Origin of the sequence: Thermogladius calderae 1633, assembly GCF_000264495.1 — an archaeon.
Classification (GTDB): Archaea; Thermoproteota; Thermoprotei_A; order Sulfolobales; family Desulfurococcaceae; genus Thermogladius; species Thermogladius calderae.
This window is the reverse complement of sequence record NC_017954.1, coordinates 586,083-608,945: the sequence shown is the minus strand read 5'-3', so window position 1 is coordinate 608,945 and position 22,863 is coordinate 586,083. Positions and strand designations below refer to the sequence as shown.

General features: G+C 55.1%; 26 protein-coding genes. 18 read left to right on the top strand and 8 right to left on the bottom strand.

Features of this window, described 5'->3' with window-relative positions; all coding sequences use genetic code 11:
- The first annotated feature begins 215 nt into the window (after positions 1-215).
- Complete coding sequence (locus TCELL_RS07310) at positions 216-827, top strand: hypothetical protein (protein WP_014737341.1); 612 nt, start codon at positions 216-218, stop codon at positions 825-827.
- 41 nt (positions 828-868) lie between these two features.
- On the opposite strand, the gene TCELL_RS03500 is transcribed toward TCELL_RS07310, so the two are convergent.
- The gene (locus TCELL_RS03500) at positions 869-1,222 is read right to left on the bottom strand and encodes a hypothetical protein (protein WP_094179293.1); all 354 of its coding nucleotides are present in this window, start codon (positions 1,220-1,222) and stop codon (positions 869-871) included.
- A gap of 135 nt (positions 1,223-1,357) precedes the next feature.
- On the opposite strand from TCELL_RS03500, the gene iorA reads away from it, so the two are divergent.
- From iorA to TCELL_RS03475, 6 genes are read left to right on the top strand one after another with little or no spacing between them, the layout of a single operon-like run.
- Positions 1,358-3,304 carry an indolepyruvate ferredoxin oxidoreductase subunit alpha gene (gene iorA / locus TCELL_RS03495; RefSeq protein WP_338064511.1) on the top strand — a complete coding sequence of 649 codons (1,947 nt, stop codon included), beginning with the start codon at positions 1,358-1,360 and terminating at the stop codon, positions 3,302-3,304.
- A 1-nt stretch (position 3,305) separates the two neighbouring features.
- Complete coding sequence (locus TCELL_RS03490; RefSeq protein ID WP_014737338.1) at positions 3,306-3,935, top strand: 2-oxoacid:acceptor oxidoreductase family protein; 630 nt, start codon at positions 3,306-3,308, stop codon at positions 3,933-3,935.
- Positions 3,898-4,095: a hypothetical protein gene (locus tag TCELL_RS07405; RefSeq protein ID WP_083829973.1), complete on the top strand. Its 198-nt coding sequence runs from the start codon at positions 3,898-3,900 to the stop codon at positions 4,093-4,095. Before TCELL_RS03490 ends, TCELL_RS07405 begins: the two co-directional genes overlap by 38 nt.
- Positions 4,096-4,104: 9 nt before the next feature.
- On the top strand, positions 4,105-4,542 hold the full coding sequence (locus TCELL_RS03485) for a hypothetical protein (RefSeq protein WP_014737337.1): 438 nt from the start codon (positions 4,105-4,107) through the stop codon (positions 4,540-4,542).
- Between the two features lie 13 nt (positions 4,543-4,555).
- On the top strand, positions 4,556-5,506 hold the full coding sequence (locus TCELL_RS03480; RefSeq protein ID WP_014737336.1) for an iron-sulfur cluster loop containing protein: 951 nt from the start codon (positions 4,556-4,558) through the stop codon (positions 5,504-5,506).
- 12 nt (positions 5,507-5,518) lie between these two features.
- Complete coding sequence (locus TCELL_RS03475; RefSeq protein ID WP_014737335.1) at positions 5,519-5,869, top strand: PolB1-binding protein PBP2 family protein; 351 nt, start codon at positions 5,519-5,521, stop codon at positions 5,867-5,869.
- Between the two features lie 39 nt (positions 5,870-5,908).
- On the opposite strand, the gene TCELL_RS03470 is transcribed toward TCELL_RS03475, so the two are convergent.
- The 3 genes from TCELL_RS03470 to TCELL_RS03460 are packed head-to-tail and all read right to left on the bottom strand — an operon-like array spanning position 5,909 to position 8,141.
- Positions 5,909-6,274 (bottom strand): CopG family ribbon-helix-helix protein, encoded by a 366-nt coding sequence (locus tag TCELL_RS03470; RefSeq protein WP_014737334.1) that lies wholly within the window; start codon positions 6,272-6,274, stop codon positions 5,909-5,911.
- Positions 6,271-7,137 (bottom strand): metal ABC transporter permease, encoded by an 867-nt coding sequence (locus TCELL_RS03465; RefSeq protein WP_014737333.1) that lies wholly within the window; start codon positions 7,135-7,137, stop codon positions 6,271-6,273. The genes TCELL_RS03470 and TCELL_RS03465 overlap by 4 nt, the downstream gene beginning before the upstream one ends.
- Positions 7,134-8,141 carry a metal ABC transporter substrate-binding protein gene (locus TCELL_RS03460; RefSeq protein ID WP_014737332.1) on the bottom strand — a complete coding sequence of 336 codons (1,008 nt, stop codon included), beginning with the start codon at positions 8,139-8,141 and terminating at the stop codon, positions 7,134-7,136. The genes TCELL_RS03465 and TCELL_RS03460 overlap by 4 nt, the downstream gene beginning before the upstream one ends.
- Before the next feature lie 63 nt (positions 8,142-8,204).
- Here TCELL_RS03460 and TCELL_RS03455 point away from each other — a divergent pair, with 63 nt between their 5' ends.
- Both TCELL_RS03455 and TCELL_RS03450 read left to right on the top strand, forming a co-directional pair.
- Positions 8,205-8,975: a metal ABC transporter ATP-binding protein gene (locus TCELL_RS03455; RefSeq protein ID WP_048163033.1), complete on the top strand. Its 771-nt coding sequence runs from the start codon at positions 8,205-8,207 to the stop codon at positions 8,973-8,975.
- Between the two features lie 4 nt (positions 8,976-8,979).
- The gene (locus TCELL_RS03450) at positions 8,980-9,822 is read left to right on the top strand and encodes a hypothetical protein (RefSeq protein WP_014737330.1); all 843 of its coding nucleotides are present in this window, start codon (positions 8,980-8,982) and stop codon (positions 9,820-9,822) included.
- A gap of 28 nt (positions 9,823-9,850) precedes the next feature.
- Here the strand turns inward: TCELL_RS03450 and TCELL_RS03445 are convergent, their stop codons facing one another.
- Genes TCELL_RS03445 through TCELL_RS03435 form a run of 3 tightly spaced genes read right to left on the bottom strand, consistent with a single transcriptional unit; the run spans position 9,851 to position 13,686 of the window.
- Positions 9,851-12,253: a xanthine dehydrogenase family protein molybdopterin-binding subunit gene (locus tag TCELL_RS03445; RefSeq protein WP_014737329.1), complete on the bottom strand. Its 2,403-nt coding sequence runs from the start codon at positions 12,251-12,253 to the stop codon at positions 9,851-9,853.
- Positions 12,254-12,258: 5 nt separating this feature from the next.
- The gene (locus tag TCELL_RS03440; protein ID WP_014737328.1) at positions 12,259-12,789 is read right to left on the bottom strand and encodes a (2Fe-2S)-binding protein; all 531 of its coding nucleotides are present in this window, start codon (positions 12,787-12,789) and stop codon (positions 12,259-12,261) included.
- Positions 12,790-13,686, bottom strand: a complete 897-nt coding sequence (locus TCELL_RS03435; protein WP_014737327.1) for an FAD binding domain-containing protein — start codon at positions 13,684-13,686, stop codon at positions 12,790-12,792.
- A gap of 122 nt (positions 13,687-13,808) precedes the next feature.
- On the opposite strand from TCELL_RS03435, the gene TCELL_RS03430 reads away from it, so the two are divergent.
- The 9 genes from TCELL_RS03430 to TCELL_RS03390 all read left to right on the top strand — a co-directional run bounded on the left by TCELL_RS03430 (position 13,809) and on the right by TCELL_RS03390 (position 22,102).
- A complete protein-coding gene (locus TCELL_RS03430) occupies positions 13,809-14,816 on the top strand; it encodes a PLP-dependent cysteine synthase family protein (protein WP_014737326.1) in 1,008 nt (335 codons plus the stop codon).
- 110 nt (positions 14,817-14,926) lie between these two features.
- Entirely contained in the window at positions 14,927-16,183 is a 1,257-nt protein-coding gene (locus tag TCELL_RS03425; RefSeq protein WP_014737325.1) for an MFS transporter, read from the top strand.
- Between the two features lie 78 nt (positions 16,184-16,261).
- Positions 16,262-17,512, top strand: coding sequence for an Nre family DNA repair protein (locus TCELL_RS03420; protein WP_014737324.1), 1,251 nt, complete (start codon positions 16,262-16,264; stop codon positions 17,510-17,512).
- Positions 17,513-17,562: 50 nt separating this feature from the next.
- Positions 17,563-18,345, top strand: coding sequence for an SPL family radical SAM protein (locus TCELL_RS03415; RefSeq protein ID WP_014737323.1), 783 nt, complete (start codon positions 17,563-17,565; stop codon positions 18,343-18,345).
- A gap of 40 nt (positions 18,346-18,385) precedes the next feature.
- Entirely contained in the window at positions 18,386-19,315 is a 930-nt protein-coding gene (locus tag TCELL_RS07305; RefSeq protein WP_052307206.1) for a molybdopterin-dependent oxidoreductase, read from the top strand.
- Positions 19,312-20,256, top strand: coding sequence for a triphosphoribosyl-dephospho-CoA synthase (locus tag TCELL_RS03405; protein WP_014737321.1), 945 nt, complete (start codon positions 19,312-19,314; stop codon positions 20,254-20,256). Before TCELL_RS07305 ends, TCELL_RS03405 begins: the two co-directional genes overlap by 4 nt.
- A gap of 60 nt (positions 20,257-20,316) precedes the next feature.
- Positions 20,317-20,817 carry a QueT transporter family protein gene (locus TCELL_RS03400; protein WP_014737320.1) on the top strand — a complete coding sequence of 167 codons (501 nt, stop codon included), beginning with the start codon at positions 20,317-20,319 and terminating at the stop codon, positions 20,815-20,817.
- The gene (locus tag TCELL_RS03395; RefSeq protein ID WP_014737319.1) at positions 20,814-21,527 is read left to right on the top strand and encodes an ABC transporter ATP-binding protein; all 714 of its coding nucleotides are present in this window, start codon (positions 20,814-20,816) and stop codon (positions 21,525-21,527) included. Before TCELL_RS03400 ends, TCELL_RS03395 begins: the two co-directional genes overlap by 4 nt.
- Positions 21,518-22,102 carry a hypothetical protein gene (locus TCELL_RS03390; protein ID WP_014737318.1) on the top strand — a complete coding sequence of 195 codons (585 nt, stop codon included), beginning with the start codon at positions 21,518-21,520 and terminating at the stop codon, positions 22,100-22,102. Before TCELL_RS03395 ends, TCELL_RS03390 begins: the two co-directional genes overlap by 10 nt.
- Position 22,103: 1 nt before the next feature.
- Here the strand turns inward: TCELL_RS03390 and hxlB are convergent, their stop codons facing one another.
- Positions 22,104-22,709 carry a 6-phospho-3-hexuloisomerase gene (gene hxlB, locus TCELL_RS03385; protein WP_048163029.1) on the bottom strand — a complete coding sequence of 202 codons (606 nt, stop codon included), beginning with the start codon at positions 22,707-22,709 and terminating at the stop codon, positions 22,104-22,106.
- Positions 22,710-22,863 lie beyond the last annotated feature (154 nt).

The following is a 22,863-nucleotide window of genomic DNA, read 5'->3' as shown; positions in this document are numbered from 1 at the left end:
AAAATTTATAAAGGATGCTAGGAGTATAATTATTATGAGGCCAGATACCCCCTAAACCCCACCTACACCCGGGGATTGTATAGTAGTTTGCTCACAGTCCCCATTAGCTTCCCCGGACAGGGTGGGGAGGCCGCCTGTATAGGTGGCGGGGGTAGGCCAGTTCTATACCCGGCTTCGCCTTATTTAAAGTCTAGCGGTATAAAGACTCTTGATGGATGATATACTTGAAGACCAGTAAGAACAGCAAGGGGAAGTATAAGCCGCTGACAGAGTTTCTCAAAAAACCTGAGCCGACCCAGGCCAGCCGGCCAGATAGCGCTGGTGATCGCGAGACAGGCCTTTCGAGCATCGAGGAGATCGTGAGGGCTTTCACTGAGGAGAAAATAGCGAAGAAGGCGGAGGCTTCTAAGGAGGTCGTAGCCGAGCAGAAGACCAGCATAGCAGTGGACGTCCTGAGCAAGATAGCGAGTAGTCCGTCGTTCAAGAGGATAGAGTGCGACGTCAACGGGGTCTGCAAGGACGGGGTCCGGGTGGGAGACAACGTCGTAGACGAGTACGGCATTGAGAGGAAGAGGGGTTTCGTGAACACGACCAGGCTACCTATTTTCCTGGACTGGGTGTTGGAGACTGCTAACGTAGACCGCCTCACCGACAAGACGTTCATCGTGAAGACGAACAGGGGGGCGCTCGCAGTCGTTCCAGACCACTTCTTGTGCGAGCTCCAGTACAGGTACGGGATCACTATCCTAGGCCTAGATGAGAAGTGCAGGGACTACAAACCCAGTATCGGTAGGCAGTATAAGCCCAAGAGTAGGAGGAAGAAATAGTGTAAAAAGCGAGGTTGTACGAGACCAGGTACCTCCTAGACCTACTGTTCGGGTGGCAGGTAGTAGAACTTGGGCTCCTGGTCTACTGACATCAGCCTCGGCGTCCTCTTCCTCCTCCTCTTCCTCGCTCTCCTAGGCTCCCACTTCATGCCTGGTAGTCCGAGACTTCCGTCCGGGTACTCCATGATGGCCTTCAAGGCCAGGAGGTGGTTTACAGCCTTCCTAACCCTGTCCTCGCCGGCTAGACCGCTGAACTCCTTCACGATCTCGTCGAAGTACATTGGACGCCCCTTCCTCTTAATCGCCTCTAGCACCATGCCCGGTAGCTCCTCGTCTCTTGGAGCTATAGCGACGATCACGTCATTATCTTCATGTATGACTCTACCATTAACCATACGTCTCACCCAATATAAGGTAGTGGGATAACAGATATTTAAACTTTGATTATAAGCAAATCCCACAATTTTTTGCCGAAGGTTAAATAGCTTGACCGGCTATTAAGTTTACACGGGTATAGGCCTTTTAAGGTGGTGGACATACCTGTAAAGGCACTGCTCGCCGAGAAGGGGAGTAGAGTCCTCTATATGGGCAACGAGGCGATAGCGAGGGGTGCCCTTGAGGCTGGTGTCTGCTACTTCGCAGCTTACCCGGGCACGCCTTCTACCGAGATTCTCGAGTCCGTGGCAGAGGTCGCAGAGGACGTTGGAGTCATAGCCGAGTGGAGTGTCAACGAGAAGGTGGCCTACGAGTCCGCCTACGCTGCGGCCATTGCCGGGGTGAGGAGCCTCACCGCCATGAAGCACGTGGGGTTGAACGTCGCTGCCGACATATTCGTTAGCAGCGGCTACTCCGGGACTAAGGCTGGTTTCCTAGTTGTCTCCGCCGACGACCCCAGCGCGCACAGTAGCCAGAACGAGCAAGACAACAGATGGTACGGGTACCTGGCTCACATCCCAGTGGTTGAGCCGAGTAGTGTAAGAGAGGCGTATAAGCTCGTAAAGGTCGCTCTAGGGTTGAGCGAGAAGTACCAGCAACCAGTGATGTTCAGGACCACAACCCGCGTGAGCCACAGCAGGCAGTACGTTGAACTCGAGGACAACGTAACGACGACAAGGGTCTGCAAGGGGGTGTTCGACAAAGACTTGACGCGTTGGGTCTTGATCCCGGCGCACGCGCGGCTAATGAAGGAGAGGGCGCTGAAGGTGTGGAGGACCATCGAGGAAGCAGACTGGGGACCCCCATTAGTCGAGGTCCTGAACCCTGGTAAACGCAAAGCTATCATAGCCCCCGGTCTCGCATTCGCCTACGTATCCGAGTCGCTCGAGAGGCTCAGGGCCTGGAACGAGGTAACGGTCTTGAAGCTGAACCTCACTGTGCCAGTACCGGTTAAACCTGTACTGGATGTAGCCGGTGAAGCAGACGAGATCCTCGTCGTAGAGGAGCTCGACCCCGTTGTCGAGACTAACGTGAGGAGTGTTCTCGGGAAGCACAGGGCTCAGGCTAGGGTACTAGGCAAAGAGTTGATCCCGGAGAGCGGCGAGCTTAGCCTAGACAGGGTTCTACCGGGCATAGCAAAGTTCCTGGGGGTCGAGTATACACCGCCGCCCCCGCTCAGGGTCGAGGAGCAGGCTACGGTACCGCCGAGACCCCCGGTTATGTGCCCTGGATGCCCCCACAGGATGACCTTCTACGTCCTGAAGATAGCGGCGAACAAACTGAAGTTGAGGAACGTCGTGTACACGGGCGACATTGGGTGCTACACGCTCGGCTACCAGAAGCCCTTCGAGACGCAGATGACGTGCTTCGAGATGGGGGGCTCGATCGGCGTCGCACACGGCATTAGTAAGGTAGTAGAGGAACCTGTCGTGGCGGTGATAGGTGACTCGACATTCTTCCACGCGGGTATACCAGGGTCTGTCAACATAATCTACAACAACGGTAGGGCCATGATAGTCGTGCTAGACAACTACACTACAGCTATGACAGGCCATCAGCCGCACCCGGGGACAGGTCTATCAGCGACAGGCAGTCGTGCGCCGGTTGTCGAGATAACGGACGTGTTGAAGTCCGTTGGATTTAGAGTCTACGTCATCAACCCGTTGAGAGTCAGAGACTCCGTTGAGACGGTGGTCAAGGCTTTCCAGGACTACTTGAGCGGCGGGAAGGTGGCTATAGTATCGAGGATGAGGTGCTCGCTTGAGGCGTACAGGCTTTCGAGAGAGACTGGTATAAGGCTGCCTATCTACGCTATAGACGAGGAGAAGTGCACGGGCTGCATGGCGTGTGTCAACCTCGTCGCGTGTCCAGCTATAGTGGTCCCAGAGGGGGCTAAGAAGCCCCTTATAGTGGAGGACATGTGCCTTGGTTGCAACCTATGCGCACACGTCTGCCCGTTCAAGGCCATCTACGTGAAGAGGCCGGGCAGTGAAGGCTGGGAGAGGTTGTACAGCGAGAGGTTCGTCGAGGGGGTGGGCTGAGGTGTCCGAGAAGCTCAACGTGTTGATCGTCGGGGTCGGAGGTCAAGGGGTCCTCACGCTGGGGAGCCTGATAGCGTGGGCATCAACACTCTCGGGCATTGAAGTCACGGTCGCTGAAACCCACGGGCTGAGCCAGAGAGGTGGAAGCCTGGCAGTCCACGTGAGGCTGAACAACAAGGACGCCCCGATCATACCAGTCGGCGAGGCAGACCACGTAATAGCGCTCGAAGCTCTAGAAGCACTCAGGTACCTGTCCTACGCTAGGAGAGGCGCTGTCCTGGTCGTCAACCGCCTTAGGCTCCCCCCTCCCCTCACAAGACCACCCGGTCTGGACGTCGTAGAGGAGGCGTTGCGTAAGACATTCGGCGGGTCGGTCTACGTTTACGACGCCGATAACGAGGCGAAACAAGTAGCCGGGTCCCCCCTCTACTCGAACACCCTTCTCCTCGGGATATCCATCGCGGTCGACGAGAGGCTGAGGAGGTTGATCAGCACGGTCAAGGTGGAGGAGGCGATAGACACCCTCTTCTCAGGCAGGGCGGCGGAGGCTAATTTAAGAGCCTTCAACCAGGGTTTAAAGATAGGGTTCAGCCTTGCAACAACTAGAGGAGCTAGTAAAGCTGTTAGATAAGGCTATAGACTCGATGGACAAGATAGAGGAGCTAGTGGCTAGGCTCACACTCGATACAGAGACGTCGAAGGGGGTTGTCTTCCAGATATACCAAAACCTGGTCGAGGCCAGAGAAAGCGTTGTCAGGGCTAGGCTGATCGCGAGGTCACTGACTGGCTAAAGTGGTCGTATGATAACCTTCGGAACGAGAGTTTTCGAGAACGTGAAGAACAAGGAGGTAGTTCACTTCGGTAAGTTCAAGATCAGGGGGTTGTGCGTAGCCGATACAGTACTACTCTACGGCTCTGGCTCGGGCGACTGGGTTGTAGGGGACACCTGCCTCATCTTGGCAGCTGGCAAGCTCGTCAGGTTGAGTAGGCTCGACTGTGTTAAGGCCTTCTTACTCGGGCTTAAAGGAAAAGTCGTGGTGGACGCTGTCTCAGCCGAGCTGGTTTTCTTGAAGAAAGCAGTTGTGGGCAACCTAAGAGCAGAAACAGCCATATTCGGGCAGGAGACCCTTGTTGGGTTTGTACAGTCACGTCAAGCCGTGTTCCTCGACCCCCACGTCTGGTTTAAAAACGAGCCCTCGATTAATGTAGTTGAGTACAGGTACAGCGTGACCGGTTAGTAGGGCGCCCTCAATGGATCTAGTGGGTATCGATAGGAGAGCTGTCGAGAGAGTTGGAAGGGTTCTCAAAAAGCACTCGATCAACTTACCCAGACTCGACCTCTATGACCAGCGCTTCTACCCACCGGCTACAGCAGACGAGGAGAGTGTCGCGAGGTACTTCGTCGTGATGGTGTCCATGGACCACAGGCTCAGTAGGCCTGGGAAGCCCTACGAGGCCTGTCTGGAAGACGGCTGTTACCACGGGGCCGACCTGTTGTACAGGCTCGGCAAGTTGAAGTTCGACGAGGACCCCTCATTCTTCGACCCTGGTAGGCTCGCCGAGATCAAGGTTGAAGACGTGGTGAAGTGGTTGAGCGTAGGGGGTGCCACGCCACCGGACCCCGAAGTGAGGGCGATGCTACTACGGGACCTCGGATTTAAGCTGACTAGGCTTTGGGACGGCTTGGTGACGAAGCTCATAAGGTCCGCGGGAGGGAGGTTGAGAGGGTCGCTAGGCGAACAGGGCTTCGTCGACTACATGAGGGTTTTCAAGGCTTTCGAGGACCCCGTCGAGAAGAAGACCATGCTCCTAGCAAAGTTCCTAGCTGGACGCGGCTTGTTCAACCCTGTAGACGAGCTTGATGTAGCTGTAGACAACCACCTGACCAGGCAGGCCGTAAGGACCGGCTTGGTCGTCGTCTCGGGCGAGCTCTGGGACAAGATAAAACAGGGAGTCGAGATATCTCGCGACGAGGACGTATTACTGAGGTTAACGGTGAAGCTGGCTTACAGGCACCTGTCGAGCACGGCGGGCATTCGGGCCAGCACCTTAGATGACTTCTTCTGGCTCCACGGAAGGACGGTCTGCCTAAGAGACAAGCCCGAGTGCGAAAAGTGCATTCTGAGGAACGTGTGCACGGCGTTTAGAAACAAGAGTTTCATGGTTAACGAGCCCACGTACTATAACACGTGGTACTACTAGCGGGGATCGGACTTGCCCGGTGAGATCAGACTCAAAGACGTTTTGTCGATGGGGAGGCTAGAGAGGATCGTAATGGAGTACTTCATCAAGAACATTAGCGTGGGGGAGATTATAGCTCTGATCGAATTGAGGGAGGAGGTTAAGAGGAGAGCTTCGAGGGGGGAGAAAGACCTAGTACCCGAATTAGACGACGTGGTTATAGAAAGAGAGGTCTCGAGAGTCATATCGAGGCTCATAACAGCGGGGTACCTGGAGTACAAGGGCGGCGTCTACAACTTGTCGAAGCCGCTTATAGAGGAGTTGAAGAAGAAGTTGGGGAGGCTGGATCCAGGTATCCCGAAGAATATGGAGAGCCTAGCCTGATCACTCCTGCGAGGCGCCTTGGAGCGCCTCTTTTAACGCCTAGTGTAGCGGAACCAGTACTGTCTTCTTCGAGCTCTTCTTAAGTTTGTAGTACAGCTCTAGAACTTTGTTTGAGTCCCCCCGTAATACAAATATATTGAGGCACAGCCCTTTTGCGTGGTTGTGATAGTAGCCAACGACTACCTCCCTAAACTCCTCCAGCCTAAGGTTAGGCTCCCCCTCGGTGACAGCTATACAGACGCCTAGACACTCGTGCCTGTTCTTGTAGTGGGACATACCCTCAACGTACTTCTCCACCGCCGTTGCTATTACGCTGGATCTGTCTAACCCGTGCTCTCTTGATATTCTGTCAAGCTCACAGGCTAACTCCTCGGGTAGGCTAATACCGAACCTCCTCCTCTTCATGCCCTCTTCACCAGTAAGCTAGCTATGTACATCAGGAGCATAATTAAGCCGGCCATGCCCGAGGGGGCTAGATTGAGCAGGATGCTCAGGTGGAGGCCTATTAAGCTAGCGAGAAGACTCGATAGTACCGCTGTGTAGACCGCCCCCCTGTAACTCCTCGCGAGGGAGAATGCGATAGCGGGGGGCATGAGTATGAACACGTGTTCCATGATGTATCCTGTGACTTTCAGCATACCGACGGTGCTGACCCCGAGGAGAGTGTACGCCAAGAGGTCGTAGACCCTCGTGTCAACCCCCGCGATCTTGACCGCAACCCTGTCTAAACCTATTGAAGCCTGCTCGTGGTATGTGAAAATAAACGCCACTAGTGCAAAAATAGTCGTTAGAACGCAAGCTATCACGTCGCTGTAGGTCGCTAGTAGTGGGTCTCCTATTATAAGACTCGCTATGTCGTACGCCACGGGTACTCTCGTTAAGACAAAGTAAGCCACCAGTACACTCAGCGATGTAGTGGAGCCTACAAATACCGATGTAGCGATAGAAGGGTCGACACGTCTATGGATCATGTAGCCAACTATGTAGGTGAGCCCCAGACCCACTATTATGGAGAGAACAATCTCAAACCCTCTCCAAAGCACGTATGATATGTAAATCCCTAACGACACGGCAAGAAAGCTGACGTGGGGCATCTCGGAGGCTAGAAAAAATAGCCTCCTGTAAGCAACGATAACGCTCACGATCGCAAAGCCGAGGGATGTGGACACCATTACTAAAACCCATAGGGGGTTGTATATTGCCGAGAGACCGAGAGCGTAGAGCAGTGAAGCAGTTAATAAGCCAGCTAACACGAGATCGTGCTTCATTTACGGCTCACCAGTAGGTATACTGCGAGGCCTACTAGTGTTATCACGGCTACGACTATCATGGCAACGCCAAACCACGAGAGCCCGGACGGCGTAACCTGGTGTGCCGTCTCCGTAGCCGTGGTTAGCGACGTGTTGGTGATCTGAGTGTAGACGTAAACCAGCTTGTCAAGGATGGAGTTGGGGTACACCGCGCCATACAGCTTAATAACCTTTACGCCGTAAGAAGCAGCCATGTTCTCCAACTGAGTCGAGACTGTCGATTTGGTACTTCCATAGACTGTCACGAGTACATACGCAATACTGCCGTTTCTCATCATCTCTTGGTACGTGGAGAGCTCGCCGGGTGTAGCAGGTAGACCCTCTTCCTTAATTATTAGGCCAGCCAAGTCGAGACCGAGCCAGTTGGCGACGTAGACTGTGTAAGGCAGGTCTCCTACGGCCTTGCCTCTAAGAGGAGGCGTTGACACGTACAAGCCGGCTACACGTGTGGTAACGTTTAGAGCCCTGCTCAAATAGCATTGGGACGCCGCTGGGTTCAGAGAGGCGAGAGTCTCGGAGACGTTTCTTACGAAAGCAATGTAATTTAGAGGGTAGTATATTGGCATGTGGTAATCTGGTTGCCCAGTCGATGGGTTAGTGAAGATCGTTATCCCTGGTAACTCGAGCACATTGATTAGAACCCCCTTGATCACTCCACTCCTCCAGAGTTCTTCTATCTTCTGCTCGAAGCCGGTGTGGCCTGTTGACACGATCAAGTCGGCTTCCTGTAGCTTAGTTATGTCCCCCGGCGTCAATGAATACTCGTGCGGATCCACCCCGGGGGGTAATAAGGTTTCAACAACATCCCCTTCACAGACCAGGTTCTGGACATCGTACTTGAGTCCTGGAAACGTCGTGATTACCCGGAGAGGTCTATTAGTAACGGCGTTACCAGGAGTACTAGCGAACAGTACTACCGCGACTAAACTAATAGCAACGAGAGCGAGGTACCTCACAGGCATCCCCGTTGTGCACAATCTATTATGTGGGTTTAAAAGGATTGTGCACAATTAGAATACCACAGGGTGGTTCGAGTAGTGGAGATCAAACTTGTTGATTTGACAGTTAAACGGAATAATACGCTGGTCTTAAGCAACTTAAACGTGGATTTTAGAGGGCCTGGGCTTGTTCAGATCATAGGGCCTAATGGAGCTGGCAAGACCACTCTTCTTTTGGCAATACTCGGGTTTGTTAAGCCGGTCAAGGGGAGGGTCTTGATAGACAACGTCGACGTCACGTCTAGACCTGAAACGTTAAAGGGGAGAATCGGGTACATGCCCCAGACCTCCGAGTTGGAGCTAAACGCGCCTTTCACTGTCTGGGAGCTCGTGGACTGCTGTTTCAGACTGCATAGGCCTTGGCCCCGGTTATTCAAGAGAGACAGCAAGGCCGTTAGAAACGCCCTCTTGAGGGCCGGCTTGACCGAGGAGTTGTGGCATAAGAGGGTGTCTGAGCTTTCCGGTGGGGAGAGGCAGAGAGTCTTTTTGGCGAGGACGCTTGTTGCCGACCCGCCTATACTCTTACTTGACGAGCCGCTGGCAAACATAGACCCCCAGGGTAGGGCACTGTTGGCAGAGACCCTCGGGAGGCTGAGCGAGGAGAAGCTAATAGTAGTCACGTCCCACGACCCATTGATCATGGTGAAGTGGACTAAGATGATCCTCATACTGAACAAGACGCTGTACGCCTACGGTCCCCCTGGAGAAGTACTCGTGCCAGAGGTCTTAAGCAAGTTCTATGGCCTCGGCTGGGAGTGGGTGGAGAAGGGGGTTCACATATACGACACCCACAGGTAAGCCCTTGCTAAGGGCCCTTGAAGGAGAGTTTGTTGTATACGGAGGTTACGGGTGGCTAGTCAAGGGATTCCAGCACAAACCCGGTTGGCTTGTCGCCTACCCTAGATACGACCTCGTCAATAGGAGAAAAATGGAGCACCGCGAAGCCGAGAAACTTCTACGCACCTACGAGTCGTGGTGGGATTGCCTGAAGTTGAGATTGCCGTTGATACCCTTAGACGAGGTTTCCAAGCCCTTCACAGGACTAGATACGCCCGTCCTCCGGCTACTGTCGTATCTACTAGACTTCGACGAGGAGGATATGGAGGTTACTGGGAGTTACTTAGTCGACCCCTACGAGGCCGGCGATGTCGACATCGTCTTATACGGTGCCGACGAGTCTACAGTGGAAAGGCTCGAAGCACTGGTAGCTAGAGGGGTCTTGAAGAGGGCAGGGCTCTGGCACTCGCTGAGAGAGTACTACACTAAACACGCGGACCGGGTCGACCTCGACCTCTACCTTGCGTTGAAGGCCAGGACACTACTCCACCTGTCAGTACATGGTGTCGTCGTGAACTTGAGACCGTACAGGTATAGAGCTGGTTGGCACACGTGTGTAGACAGGGTTGTAAGGAGGGTTAACGTGAGGGGTGTTGTCGAGCTGAGAGACAGGGCGACCCCTGTACTGCCCGCTCGCAGAAGGGCGTTTATTGGTGGTGAAGAACTAGTGTTCGAGACTCACAAGGAGCTCTACGCAGAGCTACCGCCGGGGGTGTACTACGTCGAAGGGGAGATAGAGTATAGGGAGAGTGGTGTGTACATTGTAGCCGATAGAGGGAGGGTGTGGGCAAAAGGGGGGTTTAAGTGAGGAGGGAAAAAGAGGTCTTGTGAAAACCCTACGGCTTCACGCCAGCCTTCTTTATAACGCTGTACACGTAGTCGGGCGTCAACGGGTGTTTGTTGACGAGCTTGTTGGCCTGCTTGCTCCTCAGGGCGTTCACCACGGCGTTGGCGATCGAAGGGGCTATAGCCACTATAGATGGCTCGCCCAGCCCCTTCGCCCCGAATGGCGCGTGGTAGTAGCCGGCCTCAACGAAGTAAACGTTGAACTTCTCGGGGATGTCCCTGGCCGTCGGTATGTGGTATGTGCTCAAGTTGTCGTTCATGAGCCTACCCGCCGAGTCGTAGTACAGGTCCTCCATCAGTGCGTAGCCCATGCCCTGGATGTAGCCCCCAATAGCGTGAAGCTCCGCGCCAGTCCTGTTGATCACCCTGCCGATGTCGTAGACGGTGGTCGCCTCCTTTACCCTCACTAAGCCTGTCTCGAGGTCTACCTCGACGTCGCTTACGATAGCACCGTAGGTGTACGTGAAGTACGGCGCACCAGTACCGGTCTCCTCGTCCCACTCAGCTGGCGGTGCCCTGTAGAAGCCGAACTCCTGGAGCGGCACGCCTTTCCAGAAGGCCTGCTCGACTAGCTCCCTCCAGGTGATCGTGTGGGATGGGTCGTCTTTGCAGTACACCTTGGGTGCCTCGATGACTACGTCGTCGGGCGAGCCGCAGCCGAGAAGCTCCGCAGCGAGCTTGTTCAGCCTCTGCCTTAGCTTGTAAGCGGCTACCAGCGTAGCGTTGCCGCCCATGGCTGTCGACCTAGACGCTACTGTTGGACCGGCGTCCGGTGTCGCGGCCGTGTCGGCTGCCTCCACTTTAATGTAGTTAGGTGGTACTCCTAGAACCTCTGCGAGAATGTTGATCAAGCCTTGTATCGCGCCTTGGCCCATGTCTGTCAGGCCAGTCCTGAATATTATAGAGCCGTCCCTCTGAATGATCACGGAAGCGCTGGAGTAGTCGGCGCCCTCGGCACCGATGCTGTTCCCGTGGTAGAATATCGCTATGCCTATACCCCTCCTCACGGGGCCTGTGAGCGAGGCGTACAGTCTCCTCTTCTCGTACCAGCCGCTAAGCTCCACGGCTTTCTTGATGACCTCTTCCGCCCCGACGCCGTGGTCGAGTAGCTGGCCGTGTACGGTCCTGTCGCCGTTCCTCAGCACGTTCTTTAGCCTCAGCTCGACTGGGTCCATGCCGAGCTCTTCTGCGAGCGAGTCCATCTGCCTCTCGACCGCGAAGGTGACTTGTGGGTTGCCGAACCCTCTGAACGCACCGCCAGGTATCTTGTTGGTGTACACCGCGACTACGTCGACTTTGGCGTTCCTGACCTTGTAGGGCCCGGTGCTGTGTACTACTGCCCTCCAGGCCACGAACGGGCCGAGGCTTGCGTAGGCGCCCTTGTCTAAGATGACCTTCGCCTCTACTGCCAGTAGAGTCCCGTCTCTGGCGGCCGCGTGCCTGTACCAGGATATGGTTCTGTGCCTCTTCGTGTGGCCTATGATCGACTCCTCCCTCGTGTGGATCAGTACGGCCGGCCTCTTCAGCCTGGTCGCAACAAGAGCGACCTTCGCCGCTATCTCGTTGCCTACGTCTTCAGCGCCGCCGAAGCCGCCTCCTAGCGCGGGGGCTATGACTCTGACCATGTTGAACGGTAGGCCCAGGACGTTGGCCACAGCCTTCCTAGTGTCGAAGGGGCACTGAGTCTTGGCGTATATCGTGACGCCACCGTCCGGCTCCGGTATAGCAATAGCCGCCTCGGGCTCTATGTAGGCGTGTTCTTGGAACGGTGTCTCGTACTTGTTCTCTACTACTACCGCGGCCTCCTTAAAGGCCTTCTCCACGTCCCCAACTCTGATCTTGTACCTGGTAAGGATGTCCGTGCCGCGCTCGTCGTGTATCAGCTCGTGGGGTTTCTCCTCGAAGGTCTCCGGGTCTATTATCTCCAGGGGGTCTAGGTAGACTTTGAGAGGCTCGTAGTCGACCTGAACGAGCCCGCCTGCTTCTCTAGCGTTCTCGAGAGACTCCGCTACTACTAGCGCCACGGTGTCGCCTATGTACCTTACCTTCCTGTCCGCGAGCAGTGGTTGGTCTGGTATAACGTAGCCGACGTCGTTGATCCCGGGGACGTCTTTAGCCGTGAACACGGCGAGTACTCCTGGATACTTAAGGGCGTCGCTGTAGTCAATGCCCTTGACCTTCGCGTGGGCGTACTTTGTCCTCACGCTGTAGACGAACACCGGGTTCTTGACGAGCTTTAGCAGGTCAGCAGTGAATACCGGCTGGCCTGTTACCTTGGCGATCGCGTCCCAGCGTACGACGTTCTTGCCTATATACTTGAACTCCTCTGTCTTCTTGTCCTTGTACTTGTAGAACACCTCCTCGACGATCTCCACGTAGTCGGGCTTACTCATGCCCGTCACCTCGCGAGGACCTTGAGGTGGTACTTCTCCCTGACCTCCTTCTCGTCAAAGTAAATCTTACCCTCCTTGAGGTACTTAGCGGCCCTCTTCACAGCCTCAGAGTAATACGGGTAGCTACCACACCTGCACAACACGCTTGAGTGCCACTCACGTATAGTCTTGTCGTCGGGGTCGCTGACTCTGTCCAGTAGCGCCTTCGTCACCATAATGAAGCCAGGTGTACAGAACCCGCACTGGACACCCCTTGCTTCGATGAAAGCCACCTGTATAGCATGCACCTTACCGGCGGGCGCCAGCCCCTCTAGTGTCGTTATCTCAGCGCCGTCCAGCCTCGAAGTCAACGCCAGGCAACTGTGGACGGGGTTCCCGTTAACCAGCACTATGCAACTGCCGCACTCGCCCCTACCACAGCCCTCCTTGACGCTCGTGAATCCTAGCCTATAGCGGAGGGTGTCGATGAGCCTCTCCAGCGGAGGAACGTCGAGCTCGTACTTAACGTTGTTGACTGTGAGAGTGACCTTGACCATCTACCTCACCCCCTTCACCCTCTCGTACGCGAGTTTCAGACCCCTCTTCAAAGAGACCTTGGACATTTCGAGCCTGTAGTCGGCCGTTGTCCACCAGTCTGTAACCCTCGACATCTCGAGAGGCAGCACCTTCTCAGCGGCCTCCTCTAGTAGGTCGCTCGTGAAGCTCTTCCCCCTCAAGAACTCCTCTGTCTTCAGAGCCCTCGCGGGGATCCTCTTACCGGCGACCATATCGAAGGATATCCTGACGTCCTTTATCGTTTCTCCCTCTAGGTGCAGGTAGGTCGCCTCGGTGACTATGCCGGCTATCAGTATCTCCCTCCTATCGAACTTGACGAAAGAGCTGCTTGAGTCGAGCGGGGGCTCCCTGAAGACAACCTCTGTGACGATCTCGTTGGGGTTTAGAGCCGTCTTCCTCTTGTCGACTATGAACTCGCTGAGCTTGAGCTCTCTCACGCCTTTCACGCTCTCTAGTCTAACAGACGCGTCGTAGACGAGCATTAGTGTAATGTAGTCGCTGTACTGCGTCGCGGCGTTCAAGTTACCACCGATCGTAGCCTCGAACCTCAGCGCCATGGTCCCAAACTTGTCGTAGACGTCCACGAACCCGGCGAACCTCTTATCTCTGTGTAGGATGCTCTGGCCCAGCTCGTACACCGTGGTCAGGGCACCAATTCTCACGAGGCCATTCTCAACCTTGACGTAGGATAGCTGCTTCTTCAACGGGTACAGGTCGAGGAGGTACTTAGGCGGCTTTATCTTCTTGTCCCTTATCAACAGCAACAACTCAGTGCCGCCCGCAATGGGCTTTACATCGGGGGCGTTCTTGTCTAAGAACTCGAGGGCGTCGCTGAGGCTCTTTGGCTTGTATATACTAACAAGCTCTATACCCACCACCCTTAGTTGTCAACCCTTTATAGAGGGGCTGGTATAAAATTCTTTACATTTGTCTACTACGACGTTGAAAAGTAAGCAATTTATACTCAACCACGTTAATAGTCTAAGGCGAGGTGAGCTAGGTGAAGGTCTGCAACAGCATACTGGACTGCATCGGGAACACGCCGATCATAAGGCTGTCGAGGGCTGTTCCCAGCGACGTGAAAGCCGAGATATGGGGTAAAATGGAGTTCTTGAACCCGACCGGTAGCGTGAAAGACAGGATGGCCTACTACATGATAAAGAGAGCTATGGAGAAAGGCGAGCTAAAACCCGGTATGACGCTAGTAGTGCCGACTACCGGTAACACCGGTATAGCGTTCTCCGCGATTGGGTCTTTCATGGGCTTCAAGGTCCTGATAGTCATACCCGAGGAGATGAGCGCCGAGAGGTTCATGTTAATGAAGCTGTTCGGAGCAGACTTCCTGTTCACCCCTGGAGGAGAGAGCGATGCAGGTCTCGCGCTAGAGAAGGCTAAGAAGCTCGCTGCCGAGAACCCGGACAAGTACTACTTCTTCGACCAGTGGAGCGATGAGGCCAACGTGCAGGCGCACTACGAGACCACGGGGAAGGAGATACTACAGCAGGTGGGGTGCCCAGACGCCTTTGTGGCCCAAGTGGGTACAGGCGGGACTCTGATAGGAGTGGCCAAGAGACTGAAGGAGGAATGTAAGAAAGTGATAGTTGCGGGAGCAGAGCCCGCCGAGTGCCCTGTCGCGGCGCACTGGTTCAAGGAGGGCAAGCCGGGGCCTTGGGGTAGGCACGAGATTGAGGGTGTAGGCGACGGCTTCGTCCCGGACATTATATTCAAGTACAAGCACCTCCTAGACGACTTCGTGACAGCCAGCAGCGACGAGGCGATCAGTATGGCGAGGAAGATCGCCAGGTTAGAGGGTCTGCCGGTCGGGATCAGCAGCGGTGCCAACGTGGTCTCCGCGATCAAATTGGCCCAGAAGTACAACCTGGGCAGCGGCTCGAAGGTCGTCACCATACTCCCGGACTACGCAGCGAGGTACTTCTCTACAAGGCTCTTCAAGAAGAAGAGGGAGATCGCTAGGAGAGACCAGCTTTTAGGCGAGCTAGACCTATAGCCTTTTTTCTCACCTCTCTATTCTCACCCCTCTCCACTAGCCTCCTGAACACGGGTTTAGAGGCCCCTGTTTTAAGCGAACGGCATACCCATCTAGTTGAGGGGCTTACGTTGACGGGCACCGACGACGTCGCCGAGAAGAGTAAGCGGTATTTCCAGTTCGAGACCACGTCGTACAATTTCTCCGTCAACCTATCCTCGGGGCTCGCGAACGCTTTCGCGTTGAGAGTCCTGAACCTGGACATCCTTGACATCGGTATTCTGACCTCCACAAGGATCTTCACGTACGCCCTTTCACAGCTACCCGGCGTCTTCTTCGCGAGCTACATTAAGAGAAACAGGAAGCTCTTATGGAGCATAGGCGGCGCCTTGAACAGGATTGGGATGTCAATGTCCATTCTAAGCGTCCTCCTACCTTACCCGTACAACTTCGAGTATTTACTCGGGCTTACGACCCTGACACAGTTCGCCGGTGGTATAGCAGGGATAGCCGCTGGGGACCTGCTGGGCGACTTGGTCTCCTTGGAGGAGGCCGCGGGTTTCTGGGCTAGGATAAACAAGCTCAACTACGTCGCGATCGCCTCCTCAATGCTTACGGGGACCCTAGTCTTTCTCACAATGAGAAACCTATTAGAGGCGTACACAGTAGTCTACCTCGTCTCACTAGTGGCTGCTGTCTTCTCCACTGCCATGCTCGTGTCCATAAGGGATCCCGGGCGTCGTAACATCGGTAACGGGATAGTACCGTCCCTGAACAACTCGAGGAGGAGTAGAAACAGCAGGCTACCTTCTATTTCAAACAGCGCGTCGAAGTACCTGCTGTTGCAGCTACTGTTCAGCTACTCAGTCAACCTACCAGCGCCTTTCTGGGACTACCTCGTCCTCAACGTGCTCGGGGGTAACGAGGTGGTAATACTCTTCAAGAACATGACGGGGCTTATGGTGAAGTTCTTCACAATAGACTTCTGGAAGAAGAAGCTGAACTTGCGGGGCTCTAGGAGAACCATGAGCCTGGGGATGGCGACAACAAGCCTCGTCCCCATAGCCTATATCACAGTACCCAACTCTTGGATGACCGTCTTGGCAGAAGCCTATAGCGGGTTCGCCTGGTCATCGCTCGACCTCACAGGAGCACTATACACGTTCTACATAACGCCCAGCGAGGAGAGACCGGTCTTCATCTCGCTACTCAACCTGTCGTCAAACCTGATAGCCTCGGCAGCCTCTTTCACAGGCTCGGTAGTCGCGGGCCTAACGGGGCTCGTCTACGCGCCTTTCATGATATCTTCTATGCTGAGAGTCATCAGTAGCGGCGTAGCGTACAGGTTCGCCCCCGAGGTTGTCAACAACTCCAACAAGCCGGGGTAGTGGGAATCGGTCCTATCAGCCTTCTTTATTAAGAGGAATTTAGAATAGAAGTGATAAGACCCGAGTGGAAGAACCCTCATGAGCAGGGCTCACACGTACCCCTCCAACTTGTGTGTTCTATGTAGAGGGAGGGGCTGGTGTGGTCTATCGTACTGTCCAATACTCGTCAAACAATACGTGTCTTTCAAGTTGAGCAGCCTGGTCACGAAGAGAGAGGTTTTCGGCTCGTCACCCCCATCGGTCTTTGTAGGGAGAGTCGGGTACCCTGTTGTAAGAGTCGGTTTGAGCGTGCCTCCCGAGACGGGTGACACGACTATTTACGACTACCCCGAGCAGTGGATCGGCCTGGACCTCAACACTATACTAGACTATAGGTTGACCCTCGTACTTGGGTTTAGGCTAAACAAGAAGACCGAGGTCGACCACCCCGTCCTCAGTAGGATCCAAGAGGTCGCCTTGAGCACTAGGCCTGTAGACGTCGAGCTGAAGCTGGAGAAGCCTCCAAAGACGAACATTGTCTTAGACGAGACGAACCCCCCGATAGGCCCTAGAAGTCCCTTCGAGTCTTTCAGAGTTGACTCAAACCCGAAAGTACCCGGCATAGTCGATAGGCTGATAAACGACGACGTAAAGGCCTCTACGGCAGTTATTGAGTTGTACATGAGCGGTCTCCCCGTGTCGTACATCCAGAGGGCTCTCAGCATAGGCGTGCTCGGCAGGAAAGGCAGCAGAGTACTAGTACCCACTAGGTGGAGTATCACCGCAGTGGACTCGATCATCTCCGAGAAACTTGTAAAGGAGGTGAAGAGGTTCGAGCCCATAGACGAGTTCAGGGTGTACGAGATCTCTATACACGACAACCTGTTCATCGCAATACTAGCACCGAGGAAGTGGGGGTTCGAGTGGATGGAGGCGTGGTGGCCTGGATCGACTTGGAACCCGCTAGGTAGTGAGGTGAGCGTGGAAGGGGACTACGAGCTGTACAGGGGTAGAGACGAATACCCATCTATCGGCGGCTGCTATTACGCGAGCAGGCTCGCCACGGCCGAACACCTTTACAAGTTGAGGAGGCAGGCTATGGCGGTATTGCTCCGGGAGATATACCCGGGCTTCAACCTCGCGATAGGGGTCTGGTTCGTGAGGGAGTCGCTCAGGAAGGCCTACGATAGGGGCCCTGTCTTGACGACTAACGACGTTAGAGAGGTACTGGCTTACCTGGACAAGAGGACTAAGCTGGGCGCGAAGAGGTGGCTTAAGTCGTCTAAGCTCCTCCAGACTATAGTCGCCACGGAGGAGATTACGAGGTTTATGTCTAGTCGAGGTGCATAACTATCAAGATCCTAGAAGTCAGGGTTACGAGAGCGCTCTCTAAGAGCGGGTTGCCGGACTTAGACTACGCTCTAAACCCTTACCTCGGCTGCTACCACGCCTGCACGTACTGCTATGCTAGGCTCTACACTAGGATACGCGAAGTCTCAGAGAACTGGGGTGAGGTCGTAGCCGTCAAGGTAAACATAGTCGAAGTGCTGAAGAAGGAGGCCCCCAGCAAGCCTAGAGGGGTTGTAGGGCTAGGCACTATAACAGACGCCTACCAGCCCGTGGAGGCCACCTACCAGTTATCGCGTAGGTCGCTAGAGGTCCTCCTACCACTAGGGTTCAAAGTGAGTATTCAGACAAAGAACCCGCTCGTGACCAGGGACGTAGACATACTCGCGGCGTACAAAGACAGGGTGGACGTGGGCTTCACTATTACGACCCTCGACAACAAGGTCGCCTCTTTTATCGAGCCGAGGGCGCCGCCACCGAGCGAGAGAGCCAGTGCCCTGAAACGTCTCTCAGAGAGGGGGGTCAAGACGTGGCTGTTCTACGGACCGATAATACCAGGTCTGAACGACGGCGGGGACGACGTAGAGGCTCTACTCAGGCTAGCCGAGTCGACGCGCTCAGACTTCTACTACGACAGCCTGCACGTCAAGCCGTTCATGTCGGGAGGGCACGTTTTAGCCCCTTACGCTAAGAGGGCTACCTCTTACGACTGGAGAAGCCTGTTCAACTACATAGAGTCTAAGTGTAAAGAACACAACGTTAAATGTTTACCTGGCTTCGCGAGAAACAACCCTTCCCTCTCGATCAGGTCGTTCATTAAGCCGGCGCAAAGCTAATTATCACCTGTCTCTCATTCGGTCCTCTTGGTGCCCGAGGTTGCTGTGCTACAAGACCGCAGGTATGGAAGAGTGGCCCGGAATTCTAGCGGTGTACGATTGTCCGGTTAACGTCGTCTTCAACGACGTGGAAGACGTCAAGTCCTTCGTGGAGGGTGTACTAAAGGGGGCCGGCCTAGAGGGGGTCCTTGAGTTCTCGAGTAACGAGGCGATCGGCTCCAGGACAGTCCTCTTCAGGCTACACTTTAAGCCCGTTGCATCAGCCCGCGAGTACGTCGGCATAAGGGTCGTCGCCGTCGACAACGTTGTGGCACGAGTATTATTTGTTGTACCAAGGGAGCTGGAGAGCGTATCCAGGGCGTTGGAGAGCGGGCTGACGATCGGCAGGTACAACCCAGACAAAGACATGAACGAGACCACCCAGGTAGCAGACCAGCAGGTCTACATACCGTACCCCGTGATATATGCTGTAAGGGGCGTCCCCAGAGTACAGCCCAGCGAGTGGTACCTTGAGGTAGCCGGCCTAGTCGAAAACAGTCCTATACTCCACTACAACGACCTAGTTAAGATGCCTATGGCGTCGATCACGACGGACTTCCACTGCGTCACAGGCTGGAGCGTTAGGTCGGTCCGGTTAAGGGGTGTCGAGACTAGGCTCGTCACCGAGTTGGCAAAACCCTTGAAGGAGGCTAGGTGGGTGTACATAACGGGATACGACAGCTACTCCGCTATAGTCCCGGTCAACGAGTTCTCGAAGGGGGTCCTAGTACTCTACATGGGCGACAAGCCCCTCCCGCCCGAGCACGGGGGTCCCGTCAGGCTCTTCTTCCCCGGCCTCTACGGCTGGAAGAGCGTTAAGTGGGTGAAGAGGCTGGAGTTCACCAGCGAGTACAGGGACGGCTACTGGGAGGTCATGGGTTACCACCCGAGAGGCAGAGTTGAAAACTCGGAGAGGTTTAAGAGGTTTTGACGCAGGCTACCAGGAACCTTGTAGAACGCTACTCGACGCTCCTAGCGTTTTCTATCGCCCTAGAGGTCTCGGCCTACCCTAAACCTGGCAACACGCACAGGCTGTCCGAGTACAGGGACAAGCCCTACCTAGCCTTCCTCTTGAACTCTATCGCGTTGAAAGACGTCTTCGAGAGAACCATGCGCGACGCGATCGCAAAGAGGGTGAGCCTTGGTAAGGTGGTGTACAGGGCCGCTAGGGCCACTGTGGTGTATAGCGGTTTCAACACGTCTCTCGGGCAGATCTTGCTGCTCTCACCTCTAGCAATTTCTATAGGGAGGTGCGTGGGGACGGGCACCCCGTCTTACGAGTGTTTTATCGGGAACTACAAGGCCGTAGTAGAGGAGACGACGGTCGAGGACTCTGTATGGTTCTATAGGGCTGTCCGGCTAGTTAAACCCAGCTATATCAGGAGGGGTGATGTAGACGGCGGGTTTGTTGACGTGTGGGACCCCGGCTTCGCAGACAAGCTTCGGGCCAGGGGGCACAGGCTTGTCGACGTCCTCCAGTACGCGTCGAGGGTAGACGTCGTGTCAGACGAAGTGGTCTCCGGTCTAAAGAGAAGCAGGGCGCTCCTAGGCGTGCTCGAGAAGTATGTAACAGCCTTCAGGGACTGGAATAAGGCCGTCGTAGCGACCTTTATCGAGCTCTTGTCCACGGAAATCGACACCCTCGTCTCACGGAAGCACGGCTACACAGTAGCAATGGAAGTGAAGAGAGAGGCCGAGAAGGTGAAAGAGCGTCTATTTGACCCGTCTTTCGAGGAGAGGGTGTCCGAGCTCGACAGGTCTCTCAAGAGTAGGATGATTAACCCGGGGAGTCTCGCCGACCTACTGACCTCGACAATAGCCTTGTTCCTGTTGAAGAACGGCGTCGGGCCCGTGTTCACGTACAGTGTTTAGAGGGGGTGCGGCAAAGCGGGGTCAAATGACGTTTAAAAACCAGCCTGCATATGAGCCGTTGTGGAGAGGGAGTACTTAGTGAAAAGCGTGAAGGTCGCAAAGGCCATGGCAATAGCAGGCGTCTACACAGCCTTAACGGTGGTACTCGGCTACTGGTCGTTCGGACCTCTACAGTTCAGGGTGGCCGACGCTATGCTCGTACTGCCGTATCTAACATCAATGGGGTTCGAGTCCGTGGCGGGCCTGACAATAGGCGGCTTCTTAGGCAATATACCAAGCCCCTTCGGGTTGTGGGACTGGCTATTCGGCCCCGCCACCAACCTAGGGGCATCCCTGGTATTCTACACCGTAAAGAGAGTCGCGGGCAGAGGAGCCGTACCCTTCATCCTCGGGGGTCTACTTAGCGCTGCGTGGATAGCGTTCGCGGTCGGCTACCTCGAGCTAGTGGCGATTTTCGGCCTGCCCACATGGACATTCCTGTCAGTGCTGGCAAGCGAGCTCGTAATTCTCGAGGTATTCGGAGGACTACTTGTGAAGTTTGCGCAAAGGATTGGGCTATGACGGACATAGTATTCGAGAAGGCGACGATCGGGTACTTGAGGACTAAACCCCTAATCGTCGACGTCGACCTCGTTCTTAAGCCTGGTCTACACATCTTGCTCGGCCCGAACGGGTCGGGCAAGAGCGCGCTCCTGAAGACGGTCGCGGGTCTTATCAGCCCCCTCTACGGGAGGGTGCTGGTCGACGGTATTGAGCCCTACAAGGAGAGGAGGCGCAAGGTTGCGGCCGTTGTCGGGATAACGTGGCAGGACCCGTACTATGGGTTCGTCGAACCGACTGTTAGGGACGAGGTAAACCTCATACTGCGGCAGTTGAGAGCGCAGGGGAACATGGAAGTCGCGGACAGGCTCGTACCCCAGCAGCTGTGGGACAGGGACCCGTTCTCTCTAAGTGGGGGTGAAGCCAAGAGAGTGAGCCTGGCGAGTGTGCTCGTTGCAGACCAACCAGTCTGGCTACTGGACGAGCCCTTCGACAACCTCGACTTAGACGGTGTCCGGCGCGTATCCGAGATCGTGAGGGAGGGCAAGCAGAGGGGGAAGAACATTGTCGTGGCACTCCACAACCCGTTCTACTTGGAGGTCGTCGAGAGCGACAGCGTCCTCATCATAGACAAGGACAGGAGGTCGCTGGAAGTGTTCAAGGGCGGTGAAGTCGACGACTCGGTGTTGGAGAGGTACGGCGTTCTCTCGAGGAGGATGATATGTCGGTAGCCAAGTCGCTACTAAGGCACTGGGCTGAGTCCGATGAAGTGGGCGGGGGCTCTGGGAGGGCCTGGCTTTACCTGAAAACCGCTTACTTCATAGCCGCTCTGGGGGTAGGGTACTTCAACAACGTTGTAGCAGACGTCTTGAATCTCCTTTTGTCCGCCGCGCTACTTGTGGCCAGCGGTTGCCTCGACTTGCTGGCGTACTCGCTAGCCGTTTTCCTCCCGGCCGGGGGTGTTATGTTGGGGCTCAGCTACTCTGTCCACGGGTACGCGCCCGCAATACTACACAACTACTTGTTCGGCTACAACACGTTTCTCTCGCTGATGCTTGTAGTGGCTACAACCAGCCCAAGGCTACTCGTCAGCGCCATGGACCGCGTCGGTCTCGGCCTCGCGATAAGGCTCATGAAAAACGTGGTCTGGGAGCTAGACGAGGTGCTGGACTCTAAGAGGAGCCGGGGTATAGAGTTGAGGTGGAGTCTCCGCGGGCAGCTGGTGGGGTTGTTCGACGCGACAAAAGTACTAGCTAGAAGGCTGGGCACCCTCGAGTCCTCTTTGAGGGCGCGCGGCTTTGACTGAGCTACTCCACATTAGCGTGTCTCTCCTTTAGATCGTCCTCCGAAACGCCGAGCTTCTCCATCAACTCTACTATGACGCCGTCCAGGAAGATCATTACGGTGTCTTCGAACAGCGTACCCAGAGGCGTCAGCGGCTCGTGCAGACCCATGACCTGCCTGACGTAGTAGTCGTCCTCTCTCGCCAACTTCGTTCTACCGGGTATCAGCACCACGACGTCGCCGAGCCTTGCGAGCGGGGAGTCCAAGTACGTGGTGATGCTCACGATCACCGCCCCAACAGACTTAGCCGCCTCCGCTACAGACACCACGGACTTGGTCCTGCCCGAACCCGACAGAGCTATCAGGACGTCGCCCTTCTTCATGCTCGGGACGATCGTCTCCCCCATTACGTAGACCTGGAAACCCAGGTGCATCAACCTAAGGGCGAAAGCTTTGATCACAAGCCCGCTCCTGCCGGCGCCCGTGACAAAGACTTTACCACCCCTCTTATAGGCGTCGACGAGGGTCTCTATCAGCCTGTCCTTGTCTTGGTCGCTTATGACCTCTATAGACTTGGTAACGTAGTCTATTATCTCCAACATCGCGCGCCGAGTTAGACCAGTAACCATGAGAGCCCTGAGTCAGATATTTTGAAGTGCGTATTTAAACGTAATCGCCTCAAGCAGGCTGTATGTAAAAACGCCTGCCAGCTGACGAGATTAAAAGTGTCCTCTTCCAATAACTCTTATTGGCCCCGCTCTCTCACGCCTCTGGAAGAAACCT